We start from the raw sequence: 14,900 nt of genomic DNA, 5'->3' as shown, positions 1-14,900 counted from the left end.
CGCCGCTTCCAGCCGCGGCAATGGCGTATACGCGCATGGCACCGAAGCCTGTTCCCGACCAGCACCTTCAACTCATCTACGTACGCTGTGGATGTCATCTTCAGGCCGCAACTCGCAGCATAGGAGCAAAGAATGCACGCCGAAATCTATACCGATGGAGTCGACGAGATCACGATCGGCGGGTCGATCGTGCGGGTCGATTTGTTTAGTCTATCGCCAACCGAGCGAGACGCCAACAATGCCCCTCAGAAGGTCTTGTGCCAGAGATTGATTTTCTCGGTCGAGTCGTTCGCGAACTCTGTCGAGGTGATGCAGAAAGCTCTTCAGGGACTGATCGATGCGGGAGCGGTTCGGCGTAACCAGCCGGCGGCATCGGCGGACTCAGCGCGCAATATCGTGTCCGTCGATCGCGGTCCCTCGGTCAAGAACAGCCAACGGTCTCCGAATGTCTCAACTAACTTCAGCTGAAATCGGCGGCGTCGACACTCCAATTCCGACGCCCGTCGAAGAGCCGAACCAGGCTGCACGGACTGCGCTGGAATGTCTTGCTAAAGTCGCTGCCCATCACGGCATCAACCTGCCTCCGGATCGTCTGCAGCACGCTTATGCCATCGACCATAAGGCGGTTTCGACCGACCTGCTGCTGCGTATGGCCCGCGAGGCTGGGCTTCGCGCGCAGACGACGAGTCTCGATCGGGGTGCGCTATGTCGTATGGGAGAAGCATATCCGACGATTGCCCGCCTCTCAAATGAGAACTGGATCGTTATCCTTGGCTCCGAGAAGGACGCCGACGATATCGAGACGGTTGCGGTGTTTGATCCGCTTGCCGAACGCAAGAACGAGCCGCTGATTCTTGATCTGGACCGGCTTTGCGCTTGCTGGACCGGGGACGTCATCCTGACGAAACGCGAGCGTTCGTCCTCGACCAGCGAGCGAACGTTCGGGTTGCGCTGGTTCGTACCCGAACTTCTTCGTCAGTCGCGGCTATTCGGTAACGTTGTGATCGCCGCCACCGTTCTTTATGCGCTAGGCTTAGCCCTCCCCATCTTCTTTCAGCTTGTTATAGATAAGGTCCTTGTGCACGAGAGCTTCGTGACGCTCTACATGCTTACGGCGGGCGCGATCGTCGCGCTGGCATTTGACGCAGTATTCGGATTTATACGGCGTTACCTTCTGCTCTATGCGACAAACAGAGTCGATATCCGAGTTGCGACAAAGACATTCGGGCACCTTCTCGGGCTGCCCGTGACGTTCTTCGAGCACATTTCGGCCGGCGTTCTGGTGAAGCACATGCAGCAGGCTTCGCGGATTCGGGAGTTCCTTACTGGCCGGCTGTTCCTAACCACGCTGGATGCGCTGTCGCTGTTTGTTTTCCTTCCTGTGCTGGCGCTATACAGCGCCAAGCTGACATGCGTGGTTCTAGCTTTCACCGGCGTCAGCGCGATCGTCGTCTGCCTGCTGATGGGGCCATTTCGGCGACGGCTCTATGATCTCTATCAAGCCGAAGGCGCACGGCAGGCGCTCCTCGTTGAGACAGTTCACGGCATGCGCACCGTGAAGTCGTTGGCGATGGAGCCTTTGCAGGGTAGGGTTTGGGATGATCGTTGCGCGCAGGCAGCAACGATGCGGTTCGGAGTTGAAAAGATCTCGGCCGGCGCACAGTCGGTCACGGGATTTCTTGAGAAGATGATGACGCTCGGGATCATTGCCTTGGGTGCGCTCGACGTCTTCAGCGGAGAAATGACGATCGGAGCGCTTGTTGCCTTCAACATGCTGGCGGGGCGGGTCTCTGGACCGCTCGTCCAGCTCGTAACCATGGTGCACGAATATCAGGAAGTGGCGCTCGCAGTCAAAATGCTCGGTGAGGTGATGAACCAGAAGCCCGAGCGTGACGGCAAGAAGGACGGTCTGCGCCCGGATTTCGCCGGCAAGATCGAATTTGAGAGTGTCACGTTCCAATATGGATCGGAAGGAGCTCCGGCCCTTGATCAGGTCTCCTTCTCCATCGCCCCTGGCTCGATCTTCGGTATCGTCGGCCGGAGCGGCTCTGGTAAGACGACGCTCACGAGGCTGATATATGGAATGTATCCTATACAGCAGGGCTTGCTGCGCATTGACGGATTTGATGCCCGGGAGCTTGATCTCTCTTTCCTGCGCCGGAGTATCGGCGTAGTCTTGCAAGATAACTTCCTGTTTCGTGGAACGGTGCGCGAGAATATCGCCTGCGTCAAGCGCGACGCGACCTTCGAAGAGATCGTGAAGGCAGCGCAACTCGCGGGCGCCGACGAGTTCATCGAACGGCTGCCGCGCGGATTCGACACCATGCTGGAGGAGGAGGCGTCGAACCTCTCCGGTGGGCAGAAGCAGCGGCTTGCCATCGCGAGGGCTCTTATCACCAATCCGCGTGTCTTGATTCTCGATGAGGCGACCAGTGCGCTCGACTCCGAGAGCGAGATGATCATCAGGCGTAATCTGCGCCGTCTCGCTGAAGGGCGGACCGTTGTGATCGTCTCGCACCGCCTTTCGATGCTCGCAGAGGCGGACCAAATCCTGGTGATAGACCGTGGCCGTGTCGCGGACGTGGATCGCCACGACCGCTTGTTATCCAAGTGCACGATCTACCGCCATCTCTGGAATCAGCAGACAAAGCACGTCGCATGAGCAAGATTGAGAACGATCGCGCAAGTACGAAGTCCGACGGATCAGGTGCCAGACCGATCGCGCGAAGGCGCCGGGCTGTATTCGGGCCTGCTGCGCGGCGACCGCGCGCCGTTACGGAATTCCAGTCCGATGCGATCGAGGTCGAGCACCGGATACCGTCGCGTGTCGCCTATGTCACGCTCTACGCTGTGGTTGCGCTGATTGCGGCCGCGATCGCATGGGCATCCGTGTCCCAGGTCGACATGATCGTTACCGCTCAGGGGAGGCTGACTACCATGCATCCCAATCTTGTGGTGCAGCCGCTGGAAACGTCGGTCATTCGGGAGATTCACGTGAAGCCTGGCGATCGAGTCAAACGCGGTGACTTGCTGGCGACGCTAGATCCGACCTTTTCGCAAGCGGATCTCGACCAACTGCGTATCCGCGTCGCTGCCTTCGATGCCACTATTGCGCGTCTTCACTCTGAATTGGAAAGGACGGAGTATATCGTCAAGAGTCCTGCAAACGCCGATGAGGTGCTGCAGCAGAAAGTGTTCTTGCAGCGGAAGAGCGCCTATGACGCCCAGTTTCAGAACTATGAAGCCCAGATCGCTTCCGCGCGGGCTAATCTGAAGACGGCGCAGAACGAAGAGGCGGTCCTGGTACAGCGCTTGGACAACATGCATCTGATCGAAACTATGCGAAGCTCGTTGATGGCCAAGGAAGTGGGTTCAAAGCTGAATTTCCTGCTCTCCCGTGACGCGCGGCTGGAGGTCGAGAGCAATCTGTCGCGTGTTAGGGGCAGCATCGCCGACAATTCGCATCGTTTGGAAAAAGTCCGCGCAGATCAACAAGTGTTTGTCGAGGAGTTTCGCCGTACCGCCTATCAGGAGCTCGTCGAGACCCTGAGCAAGCGCGAGGGTGCCGCTGAGGAGCTCAAGAAGGCCGAGCTCCGCCGGAAAATGATCGTGCTGCAAGCTCCAGCAGACGCGGTTGTGCTTGAGATTGCCAACCGGACAGTGGGGTCGGTGGTCCGCGAAGCGGAAACGCTGTTCGTGCTCGTTCGCCGCGACGTGCAGTTGCAGGCTGAGGTCAACGTGGAGGGCAGGGATGTCGGCCAGTTGACGGTTGGGCAGCCGGCTCGGATCAAGTTCGAAGCGTTTCCGTTCCAGAAGTACGGAACCGGCAGAGGAGAGGTTCGGGTCGTTAGTGAGGACTCGTTCTCACCGGACCCGAGGGCCGAAGGTGCACGCCGTACGACCGCTCTCTATTATCGCGTGCTGGTCGATTTGCAGGATGTGCACCTTCGGCTGCCGCCGGAGGGCATTCAGTTGATTCCGGGCATGGCGGTAACGGCCGAAATGAAGGTTGGGCGTCGCACCGTGATCTCCTATTTTCTGTATCCGTTGCTTCGCGGCTTGGATGAAAGCTTTCGGGAGTACTGAGGCGCCATATGCATTTGGCGCCAAGTTCCTCTTCGTCGCCGACCGGTCATCCCTGGCTAGTGGCAACATTCAGACCAGATCGGAGCAGCCACAGGACGGTGCCGACAACCCGTTGAAGCCAGACGGTTGCCAGTCGTTCCTCCCTCGCCGCACATTCACGAACGGCCAATTAAAAGTTATAATTAATCCTTGCTTTTAATAGTGATTGCATTAAATAGTGTCTGTGTAATTAAGTAGGCTATTGTTATTATAAAAACCATAATTTTCGTTCGAACGGAAGCGTCCGATGCGTCACGGCTTGAGATCTCGGCGTGAGACTCAGCGATCGGGTAGGACGCGGCCAAAACGGCTTCATTATGCAGGATCCGTGTCATGATTCTCGTAACAGTTGGTACCCAGGTCCAATTCGATCGTCTGGTCCGAACGGTCGACGATTGGGCCGGTGCACGCGCAAGAGACGATGTTTTTGCTCAGATCGGACCGTCGAACCAACGGTACAGGCACATCCGTACCGAGCGCTTCATTGATCCGACGGAATTCAGAAACTTCGTTGAAGCCTCAAGCCTAGTGGTCGCGCACGCCGGCATGGGTTCCATTATCACTGCCCTCGAGCTTGGAAAGAGGATCCTGGTCATGCCACGTCGTGCGAGCTTGGGCGAACACCGAAACGATCATCAGGTCGCAACGGCAAAACGGTTCGCCGCACAGGGCCGCATCGAGGTCGCCTTCGACGAAGACGAATTAGCGGATAAGTTGGATCATTTGGATGTCCACAACGGAAGCGAACGCCTCGGTGGTGAAGCGTCGCCCCAACTGATCCGGACACTTCGAGCCTTTATCGAAGGGGGTGGCGTTCGGTCCGAAGGTACCAACGTCAACGTTTCGGCTTAGGCAGTCGACATGGAGCTACTGGACTGTCGAGCTTCTATTTCACGCGCGCACCAACGAAGTCCCTTCGAAGGCCCGTATAGGTCTTGCTCGATCTATCGTGACCGTGAGCGGAGATGCCTGCGTGATGTCGAGCTTACGCCCAGTTCTTGCGGGGCTATCGGCCAGTCGCGCGGCTGTCGCCTGAGTCATCCGGCCGACAGCCGGATAAATACAACCGAACCCAACCCGATTGTCACTCACTGAGGCAATTATGTCGAACAACTCGCTTGGAATTGGAGTCGTTGGGTACGGTTACTGGGGGCCGAACCTTGTCCGCAACTTCGCCAGCAATCCTTCGGCGCGGGTCGTCTGCGTCAGCGATCTGGATCCCCAGAGGCTCGCCGACAGCAGGCGCCTTTATCCGAACTTGACGACAACGTGCGCCTATGAAGACATCATCAAGAATCCGGAAGTTGATGCGGTCGTAATCGCAACGCCCGTGCATACGCACTATGAACTGGCCCTCGCGGCGCTCAAGGCGGGAAAGCACGTTCTGGTCGAGAAGCCACTTGCATCGAGCGCCGACATGGCGCGCCGCTTGATCGATGAGGCCGATCGGCGCGGCCTGACGCTGATGGTCGATCATACGTTCTTGTACACCCCGGCGATTCAGAAGATCAGGGAGTTGTTGCTGAAGGACGAACTCGGCCAGATCTACTACTATGACAGCACGCGCTCGAGCCTCGGCCTGTTCCAGAGGGACGTCAATGTAATCTGGGACTTGGCGGTGCACGACATTTCAATCATTCACTATATCTTGGAAGAAGAGCCCGTGGCGGTTTCGGCGACCGGCTCCTGCCATGTGGCAGGTTCGCCTGAGAACATGGCGCATATCACGTTGTTCTTCGACAGCCCCTGCGTCGCACATGTGAGCGTGAATTGGCTGTCGCCAATCAAGGTGCGCCAGACGTTTGTCGGAGGCAGCAACAAGATGATCGTGTACGATGATCTCGAGCCTACCGAGAAGATCAAGGTCTACGATAAGGGCATAACCCTCAACGGCACAACTGAAGATGCCAAAGAATTCCGCATCGGATATCGAGCCGGAGACATGTGGGCGCCTCACATTTCCACGAAGGAGGCGCTGCAGACCGAGGTCGAGCATTTCATCGACTGTGCGTGTAACGGGACGAAACCGATCTCAAATGGTATCTCTGCGTTGCGGGTGATCGAGGTCCTGGAGGCCGCGTCGCGCTCGATCGCACAGCAGGGCAGGCCGATCGTCCTCAAGGCACCGCAACAGATCTGGAAACGAGCTCGGGCCACGGCTTGAATCATGGTGCTGATCGGAAGTCCCGTCTGCGACAGTGCGGTGGTTCCGCGATGAGTGTGGTACAGCGCTCGATCTTGTTTTCGGCGACTGAGCGGTATGGCAGCTTGCTGCTGTTCATAGTGGCGACTGCGGTCCTCTCTCGTCTGCTATCGCCGCAAGAATTCGGAGTCTTTGCCGTCGTTAATGCCGTGACCGCAGTGATAGCCGCCTCGTTTCAGGAGTTCGGAGGCCCGAACTACCTGATCCAGAAGCGCGAATTGTCGCCTCGCGACGTGGGCTCGGCGTTTACGATCACATTCGGTATCTCTGTGGCAATTGCGCTTCTTCTGTTCGTCCTGGCTCACACACTGTCGCAGATATTCGGCCAAAATGACCTTCAGAGAGGTATCGAGGTCTCCGCACTGAATTTTCTGGTGACGCCAATCTCCGGGACGATATCCGCGTTGTTGCGACGAGACATGAAATTCGGTGCGCTTACTGTCTCCAATCTCGCAGCTGGAGTGGTCACCGCCTTCGTCTCTGTCTTGCTTGCTATGGCGGGATTTAGCTACATGGCTCCGATCTGGGGGGGCTTGGCAGGCAGCATTGTCCTTGCCCTGGTACTGTTGGCGAGCCACAGGGATCTCAGCGCGCTACGTCCCTCTTTGTTTGCGTACAGCGAGATCGTCAACTTTGGCCTCTACTCTAGTGGGGTCAGCCTCATCAACGTCTTCTACAATCTTGCGCCTCAGCTATTTCTTGCCCGCATTCTGGATTTTGGATCAGTCGGTCTATACAGCCGCGCCACCAATCTGACACAGGCGTTCGAGCGACTCGTGACGCAAGTGCTCAATCCCGTCGTCATGCCCGCGATTGTCGCTCAGCGCAGGGCTGGAGCGGATCTGAAGGCGGTTTATCTCGAGGCCGTTGAGCTACTGTCGGCCGTCCAGTGGCCTTTCCTGACATTTATCGCAATCATGGCGCGGCCGATCATCCTGATCTGGCTCGGTGAAACCTGGTTGGATATGGTTCCATTGGTGCGCTTTCTTTGCATCGCAAATCTGGCGCTCTTCGCAGCTTGCCTGACCTATCCGGTTTTCCTCGCGGTTGGCGGCGTACGCGATGCGCTGGTGTCTTCCTTTATCTCGCTGCCGCCATCGCTTTTGGTGATTCTGGGCGCATCGTTCTTCGGCGTCGAGGCTGTCGCGGCGTCTGCTCTGGTGACGCTGCCGTTCCAGGCGGCTGTGGCCATTCATTTTCTTAGGCGACATCTGGCTTTCAAGCCAAGCGAGTTTGTGGGCGCCTTGCTGAAGAGCGGTCTTGTGACGGTCGGAACTGCATCGGGCGTTTGGGCTTGTGCCAGGTTGACCGAGGCAGCAGCGCTCGCGTCTCTGACCGGCCTGGTCTTGTCGCTCGTCGTCGCTGCATTCTGCTGGTGGTGCGGATTGGTATTCACCGGGCATCCGTTGCTGCATCAGGTGCGTCATGCCGCGATGAACCTGATCCGGATCGCGCCCGGGCTGCGGCCTTCGCGTCCGGCGCTATAGAGTGTTTTGTGCGGTGCTCTCTGGGAGACGAACGATGCCTGTGACGAAGGACGTACAGCTCGGCCGCGACGTGAAGATTTTCCATCCTGAGTTGGTGAATCTGTATGGCTGCGCGATCGGTGACGAGACGAGGATCGGCGCTTTCGTCGAAATACAGATCGGAGCGAAGGTCGGGGCACGGTGCAAGATTTCGTCGCACAGCTTCATCTGTGAGGGCGTGACCATCGACGACGAAGTTTTCGTAGGACATGGCGTCATGTTTACGAACGACAAGTATCCGAGGGCGACCACCGCAGAAGGTCGTCCTCAGGGAGCTTCCGATTGGACATTGCAACACACTCACGTGGGTAAGGGGGCGTCGATCGGATCGAACGCCACTCTGTTATGTGGAGTGAAGGTTGGTGCGGGAGCGATCGTCGGCGCCGGAGCCGTGGTCACGAGGGATGTCCCTCCGGGGGCAATTGTGGCCGGAGTGCCGGCCCGAACTATATCCGCCGCGGAGAATGCGACTCTCTCAGGTGCGTGCTGCGATTAATTACAAAACCAATCAGCTTGCGTTATATGATTTATCTGATTAAAAGAGAGTATATATAAATAATCGCTGTTTTATTGAATCTCCGTAAAGAGGTTTTGCCTTGGTACCTTTTCTGGATTTGAAGGCACAGTATCGGCAGATCAAGCCGGAAATCGATGCGGCGATGGCGCGAGCCGTTGAGAGTACACACTTTGTACTCGGGCCGGATGTGGCCGCGTTCGAGAAACGCTTTGCGGAATACACGAGGGTTGCGCATTGCCGTGCGGTGAGCAGTGGTACCTCGGCCCTACACCTTGCGCTGCTCGCGTGCGGTGTTGGACCGGGAGACGAGGTGATTACTGTTTCGCTCACATTCGTTGCGACAACTGCTGCCATTCTCTACACCCGAGCCCAGCCGGTTTTCGTCGATGTTGATCCCGTTACATGGACGATGAATCCGGCATCTATCGAAGCTGCGATCACTTCGCGGACGAAGGCGATTGTGCCGGTTCATCTTCACGGATTAACGGCTGACATGGATCCAATCATGTCGATCGCCCGACGTCACGGTCTTCTTGTTATCGAGGACGCTGCCCAGGCGCATGGCGCGGAATATAAGGGGCGCCGGGCAGGCTCGATTGGCGATATGGGCTGCTTTAGCTTCTATCCCGGTAAGAATCTCGGTGCCTTTGGCGAGGGCGGAGCAGTTGTAACGGATCGACCTGAACTCGCGGGTCGCGTGTCATTGCTGCGCGACTGGGGGCAGGAGTCCAAATACAATCACGTTGTCGCTGGATATAATTACCGAATGGACGGCATCCAAGGCGCCGTGCTGAACGTGAAGATGGATCATATCGAAGCCTGGACTGAAGCACGCCGTTCAGTAGCCGCCCAATACGATGGGCTGCTGTCGAGTCTTGCGCTCGCTCGTCCTCAGCCGCCTTGGTACAGCCGACATGTCTATCACGTCTATTCGGTAAGGCTGCGACGCCGAGACGAGGCGCTCGCAACATTGAACGAAGCCGGCATTGCCACGGGGATCCACTACCCGGTGCCGGTGCACCTGCAGAAAGCGTATGCGGATCTTGGCTATGGGCCGGGCGATCTCCCAGTCACGGAAAGGCTCGCGAAGGAGTTCCTCTCGCTTCCCATCTATCCGGAGCTATCGGCTGAGCAGGTGGCCGAAGTCGTCTGCGCGTTGACGAAGGCGGAGAAGCTGCTGACGTCCCAGCAGTTAACGGACGAAGAGTTGACGTCGCAAGACGTTTTGGCAAGGCCCAGCAACAGGAGAGCGTCTTGATGGATCTCAAGGGGAAACGCATTCTGGTCACAGGCGGAGCGGGGTTCATCGGCTCGCACATCGTTGAGTTGCTGTGCGATGAAGGCTGTATTGAAATCGTCGCTCTCGATAACATGGTGAGAGGAAGGCCGGAGAATCTGCGTCGAGCGCTGGGGCGCGGGCCTGTGCGGCTAGTCCATGGCGACATACGCGATGCCAAGCTGACGGGCGCGTTGGTCAAAGCGACCGATATCGTGTTTCATCAGGCTGCGCTGCGCATCACACACTGTGCGACCGAGCCTCGTCTCGCCAAAGAGGTCATGGTGGACGCCACTTTCGACCTCCTTGAACTCTGCGTCAAGCAGGACGTCGAAAAGGTGATCGCCGCGTCATCGGCATCGGTATACGGAATGGCGGAGGAGTTCCCGACAACCGAACGACAGAATCCATACGACAACCGGACACTTTATGGGGCTGCAAAGGCGTTCAATGAAGGCCTGCTGCGCGCGTACAACGACATGTACGGCCTCGATTATGTGGCATTCCGCTACTTCAACGTCTATGGCCCCCGCATGGACATCCATGGACGCTACACCGAGGTGCTGATCCGCTGGATGGAGCGCTTGGAGGCTGGCCTACCGCCCGTCATCTTTGGTGATGGTCAGCAGACGATGGATTTCGTGCACGTGCGCGATATCGCCCGAGCCAATATTCTGGCAGCGAAGGCGAAGGTGACGGACGAAGTGTTTAATGTAGGCACCGGCACGGAGACGAGCTTGGTGCAGCTCGCAACGGCCCTTGCATCGGTTATGAATCGCCAGGGTATGCTCCCTGAGTTCGCGCCGGAGCGTTCGGTCAATCCGGTGCCGCGCCGGCTGGCATCAATAGGGAAGGCGGAACGGCTCTTGGGCTTCCGGGCGACCACGACGCTTGAGCAGGGATTGGCAGATCTTGTGAAATGGTGGCGTGCCGAACGTGGTCTTAACGTCCGTCAGAGTGAAGCTGCGGCATCTTGATGCCGATCGCAATGCCTGTTCTGTCGAAGAGGATCTCGGCGCGCGGGGCCATGTTTTCCGATTCGGCCTTGCAAAATGCGTAGTCGCAGTCGGCGCCGTCCAAGCCCGCGCCGCGCCTGCGCAAGATCCTCACCTGTGAGGCTGAGGCACTGCCATCCGGCTGACCAGAGCTTAAGAACGTAGGTCAATCTGATCACTGCGGACCTGGAGCCATGATCTCGATCGTCGTGCCGGCCCATAACGAGAGTTCTGTCATTGCACGGACGTTGAGTCAGTGGGCCGGCCACCCGGCTTCGGACGAGATCCGCGTGGTTGTCGTTTGTAACGGGTGTACGGACGATACGGCGAGCGTGGCCCGGCGCTTCGGTCCAACCGTCCAGGTTGTTGAATCCGATATCGCAGGGAAAACCCACGCCCTGAACCTCGGCGATCAGATCTCAGGGGTGTTTCCGCGGGTCTATGTTGACGCAGATATCGTTATCACCGTTGAAGCCATCCAGGCGCTGGCAAGACGCCTGGAGCAAGGAGACGTTTTGGCGGTGGCTCCTACGGCAGCTATCGATCTGACTGGCTGTTCCTGGCTGGTCCGCAAATACTACGCAGTTCGCTCGCGGCTGCCATCTTCGCGCGAGGGCATCGGCGGGTCCGGCGTCTACGCGTTGTCCGAGCCGGGGCGCAGGCGATTCGGCCAATTTCCCGAGATCATTGCCGACGACACCTATGTTCGCCTTCAGTTCAGACCAGAAGAGCGGGGGACATTATCGCATGTGCTGTCCACGGTGTTTCCACCGCGCACCGTGAGGCAGTTGATCGCGGTCAGAACTCGTGCCCACAGGGGAACGTTCGAGTTGGCTCAGCGCTATCCTGAGCTGTGCGTGAACAAAGGAGAGACGAATAATCGGACGCTTCTTGCGTTGTTCAAAGAGCCCCGTTCGTGGCTCGGATTAGTGATCTATTGCTGCGTCAATATGATTGCCCGTGGCAGAGCAGCCACTGGTGGAGCCCATTTCTGGCTCCGCGACGAAAGTTCTCGAGCCGCGTTATCTGCTGGTTCACTCCGTTGAGATTGTAGTCTCGGCGCTCGTATCAGGCGCGATCTTCATCGTTCGTGGCCTGGTCGCCCCTCTGAGGGTAGGTCCACTTCTCGCTGCCGAGGCGTCTATCAGATTGAAAATTAGATCGGTTCAAAGACAAAAATGTTGATTTTAAATATGTGTCAAATTAATTTCAGTTAATTAAGTGGAAGTCCAAAAAATTGATCCATCGTGAGACTTGCGATCGTTGCAGCGTTCAAGGAGGCGAACCGATGCTTGGGAGGATCCTTCACCGCAAGGCGTTGCTGAATGACAGAACACTGCATTCTCGCACTACTCGGCCCAAAGTGCTCGCGGTCTCGTCGGGCGGAGGGCACTGGGTTCAGCTATTGCGCATCAGATCGGCCTTCGAGAATTGCGAAGTGACGTTCGTTACCGTTCATGAGTCGTATCGCGCGCAGGTGCCTGGCCACAAGTTCTACCTGGTCAATGATGCCAACCGCTGGACCAAGATAGGACTGTTGAAGGCAGCGCGCAGAATCGCCTGGATAGTCTGGAACGAAAAGCCGGAAATTGTGGTTTCAACGGGCGCCGCGCCTGGATATTTGGCGCTGCGGCTCGGACGTATGATGGGTGCGCGCACCATCTGGCTCGACAGCATCGCGAACGTCGAGCATCTCTCGATGTCGGGAGATCGAATTGGTTATTGTGCCGACCTCTGGCTGACCCAGTGGCCTCACCTAGCTCGACCTGATGGACCCCACTACACAGGCGCGGTGCTATGATTTTTCGCGACATGTCGGAGGGCTGGGACAGCATCACGGTCCTGATCCGCACTGCCGACCAGTGAGCCGGCACGCACGGCGGAGCTGATGTGTCGGCAAGTCGCGGATCAGAGCCGTATAGATATGTGACGATGAGTTAGAGCTAATGTCATTGTGATTGATTGGTCCGATAAGAAGTGTGGATTTCATGAATTGCGATCAGCCATCCAATATCGGAATAAATCCTTGAAATCCTTCCCGCATTTGAAAATTCAGTCTCGTAAGATCAAGTCTGCGATCGATGCAATGCCAAGTTCAGGCGTGGATCGCTTCCATTTCGCAAGTAAGAGAGGTACGACGCCGTGATTCCAATCGCATTACCGCTGCTCTCTGAGGAAGAGGCCGAGGCGGCGCGCGCTATTGTGCTCTCCGGTTGGGTCTCGCAAGGTCCGCAGGTGGTCGCCTTCGAGCGCGACTTTGCGGCGCTGGTCGGTGCGCCCTATGCTTGTGCCGTTTCCAGCTGCACGACCGCCCTGCATCTAGCGCTCGCGGCCCTGGAGATCGGCCCCGGCGACGAGGTCATCACCGCCAGCCACTCTTTTATCGCCACGGCCAATTGCATCCGGTATTGCGGCGCAACGCCTGTCTTTGTCGACATCGATCCCGCCACCTACAACATCGACCCCAACCGGGTGGCTGAAGCGATCACTCCGCGCACCCGCGCGGTGATTGCCGTTCATCAGATGGGCATGCCCTGCGACCTGGCGGCTCTCGCTGCGCTGGCCGATCGCCATAACATCGTCCTAATCGAAGATGCGGCTTGTGCGGCCGGCAGCCAGATCTGGATGAACGGCGACTGGGAGCGCATCGGCAAGCCGCGGGGGAAGATCGCCTGCTTCTCCTTTCACCCCCGCAAGGTGATCACGACCGGCGAGGGCGGGATGCTCACTACCGCCGATCCCGAGCTTGACCGCAAGTTTAGGCTGATGCGACAGCACGGCATGAGCGTTCCGGACACCGTGCGGCACGGATCGTCACAGGTGATCTTCGAGGACTACCTGGTCGTCGGCTTCAACTACCGGATGACAGATATCCAGGCCGCGGTCGGGCGCAAGCAGCTCGAACGCCTGGCTCAATTGGTGTCCCAACGTCGCACCATCGCGGCTCGCTATGGCGAGCTGCTTGGCAACTTTGAAGGTTTAAGACTGCCCGCCGAGCCCGGCTGGGCAAAGTCCAACTGGCAGAGCTATTGCGTGCGGTTGCCGGGCCGCGTTGACCAACGCGCAGTCATGCAGAGCCTGCTTGATCAGGGCATAGCCACTCGGCGCGGCATTATGTGCGCGCATCGGGAAGCGCCGTACGCCAACGAGAAGCCACGGCACGATCTGCACCAGTCCGAGCTCGCGCAGGACAATTCGATCCTGCTGCCAATTTATGCGCAGATGAGCGAACAAGATCAGGAGCGGGTCGCCGATGCGCTGACAAGGGAGCTCCAAGCGTGTGTGGTGTACAGTTGAGAAGGTTGGTTGGGCTCGAAGCTGGCGGAATACGNAGCGGGCGGGCCCCTTCCCTGGCCAAAACGGGTGAAGTTCAATTTTGCTGTCTCTACGGCAAAGTGAGTAAGAGAGCGGACTGCTGAGCCCTCTCAAGTGCCGCCGGTTCACGCGGCGGGCTTGCTGCACGCCACTGTGATGACTTGATAAACGCCGTGTGAAGTGGTTCACAAGCGGGAGGTATCTCTGCGCGTAGCATGGGTGCTTCCACTGGAGGGAAGCGCAATGAAGGGGAACTTGGCAACCTATCGAACGCTCGCGCTGACCATCGCTGTTCTAGTGGCGGCTGGTACTACTATGGCCATCGGTACTCCTCGTGGAGTCCATGAACCAATGTTGGGATCCGATTGGCAATGCAGCCGGACCATGCTGCTCGTGACCACGTGCGCACTGAAGCATTGAGCGGAATAGCCGCAGACGCGCGCTCGGTGAAGCTAGCGGGCGCTCGTTCATACATCTCGGCCCTAATCAATGCCGGCCTAACAATCGGTTAAGGAAGAACTAATAGCATGTTCCGCCGTTGACCTGCATCCCGTCATCGCTTGACGAGGTGGGTCCAGGACGGAGCCGATACCATGGCGGACCTCAAGGAAAAATTGGACAAACTCCGTGCCGACGCCGCGGATTTGGTCCTTATGAGCAGGCGAACGAGCGACTCGCAAAAGCGCGCACTTTTCGAACGCTTGGCAGATGAGCTCGCCATAGAGGCTCTCGAACTCGAGCAGGTGGTGAAGCTGCAAAACCGGCGCTCCGGTCACAGCGACATGGATAAAGTCGTGCCCCTCCAGGCGCGTCCAGATCGTCGCTGACACAATCCCGCTTCCCTTTGGGCCACCGCCTCAACTCGCGGCCTCTCGTTCGTATCCGTCCGGTGAAGGCCGCCTTGCCGAGTGAGGCGTGTTGTTGAGAACTGTCCTTATGGACA

General features: G+C 57.9%; 13 protein-coding genes. All 13 read left to right on the top strand.

All coding sequences use genetic code 11. The features are described from left to right. Nucleotides 1–132 precede the first annotated feature (132 nt). The 13 genes from ACM42_RS00080 to ACM42_RS00020 all read left to right on the top strand — a co-directional run bounded on the left by ACM42_RS00080 (nt 133) and on the right by ACM42_RS00020 (nt 14,784). On the top strand, nt 133–468 hold the full coding sequence (locus tag ACM42_RS00080) for a hypothetical protein (protein WP_271526104.1): 336 nt from the start codon (nt 133–135) through the stop codon (nt 466–468). Beyond that, nucleotides 446–2,662: a peptidase domain-containing ABC transporter gene (locus ACM42_RS00075; protein ID WP_271526103.1), complete on the top strand. Its 2,217-nt coding sequence runs from the start codon at nt 446–448 to the stop codon at nt 2,660–2,662. The genes ACM42_RS00080 and ACM42_RS00075 overlap by 23 nt, the downstream gene beginning before the upstream one ends. Then, nucleotides 2,659–4,086, top strand: a complete 1,428-nt coding sequence (locus ACM42_RS00070; protein ID WP_271526102.1) for an HlyD family type I secretion periplasmic adaptor subunit — start codon at nt 2,659–2,661, stop codon at nt 4,084–4,086. The genes ACM42_RS00075 and ACM42_RS00070 overlap by 4 nt, the downstream gene beginning before the upstream one ends. A gap of 372 nt (nt 4,087–4,458) precedes the next feature. Beyond that, entirely contained in the window at nt 4,459–4,977 is a 519-nt protein-coding gene (locus ACM42_RS00065) for a glycosyltransferase (protein ID WP_271526101.1), read from the top strand. A 250-nt stretch (nt 4,978–5,227) separates the two neighbouring features. After that, the gene (locus ACM42_RS00060; RefSeq protein ID WP_271526100.1) at nt 5,228–6,289 is read left to right on the top strand and encodes a Gfo/Idh/MocA family protein; all 1,062 of its coding nucleotides are present in this window, start codon (nt 5,228–5,230) and stop codon (nt 6,287–6,289) included. 50 nt (nt 6,290–6,339) lie between these two features. Continuing rightward, entirely contained in the window at nt 6,340–7,815 is a 1,476-nt protein-coding gene (locus tag ACM42_RS00055) for an oligosaccharide flippase family protein (RefSeq protein WP_271526099.1), read from the top strand. A 34-nt stretch (nt 7,816–7,849) separates the two neighbouring features. After that, entirely contained in the window at nt 7,850–8,350 is a 501-nt protein-coding gene (locus ACM42_RS00050; protein ID WP_271526098.1) for an acyltransferase, read from the top strand. A 100-nt stretch (nt 8,351–8,450) separates the two neighbouring features. Continuing rightward, on the top strand, nt 8,451–9,629 hold the full coding sequence (locus tag ACM42_RS00045) for a DegT/DnrJ/EryC1/StrS family aminotransferase (protein WP_271526097.1): 1,179 nt from the start codon (nt 8,451–8,453) through the stop codon (nt 9,627–9,629). Beyond that, nucleotides 9,629–10,624, top strand: a complete 996-nt coding sequence (locus ACM42_RS00040) for an NAD-dependent epimerase/dehydratase family protein (RefSeq protein WP_271526379.1) — start codon at nt 9,629–9,631, stop codon at nt 10,622–10,624. Before ACM42_RS00045 ends, ACM42_RS00040 begins: the two co-directional genes overlap by 1 nt. Before the next feature lie 212 nt (nt 10,625–10,836). Next, nucleotides 10,837–11,688, top strand: coding sequence for a glycosyltransferase (locus ACM42_RS00035; RefSeq protein ID WP_271526096.1), 852 nt, complete (start codon nt 10,837–10,839; stop codon nt 11,686–11,688). A 242-nt stretch (nt 11,689–11,930) separates the two neighbouring features. Continuing rightward, nucleotides 11,931–12,443, top strand: a complete 513-nt coding sequence (locus ACM42_RS00030; protein WP_271526095.1) for a UDP-N-acetylglucosamine--LPS N-acetylglucosamine transferase — start codon at nt 11,931–11,933, stop codon at nt 12,441–12,443. 341 nt (nt 12,444–12,784) lie between these two features. Continuing rightward, nucleotides 12,785–13,939, top strand: coding sequence for a DegT/DnrJ/EryC1/StrS family aminotransferase (locus tag ACM42_RS00025; protein ID WP_271526094.1), 1,155 nt, complete (start codon nt 12,785–12,787; stop codon nt 13,937–13,939). 611 nt (nt 13,940–14,550) lie between these two features. Next, a complete protein-coding gene (locus tag ACM42_RS00020) occupies nt 14,551–14,784 on the top strand; it encodes a hypothetical protein (RefSeq protein ID WP_271526093.1) in 234 nt (77 codons plus the stop codon). Nucleotides 14,785–14,900: the final 116 nt, after the last annotated feature.

The sequence above is a fragment of the Bradyrhizobium sp. CCBAU 25338 genome, assembly GCF_028128965.1.
GTDB lineage: Bacteria > Pseudomonadota > Alphaproteobacteria > Rhizobiales > Xanthobacteraceae > Bradyrhizobium > Bradyrhizobium liaoningense.
This window is presented reverse-complemented; position numbering and strand designations above follow the sequence as displayed.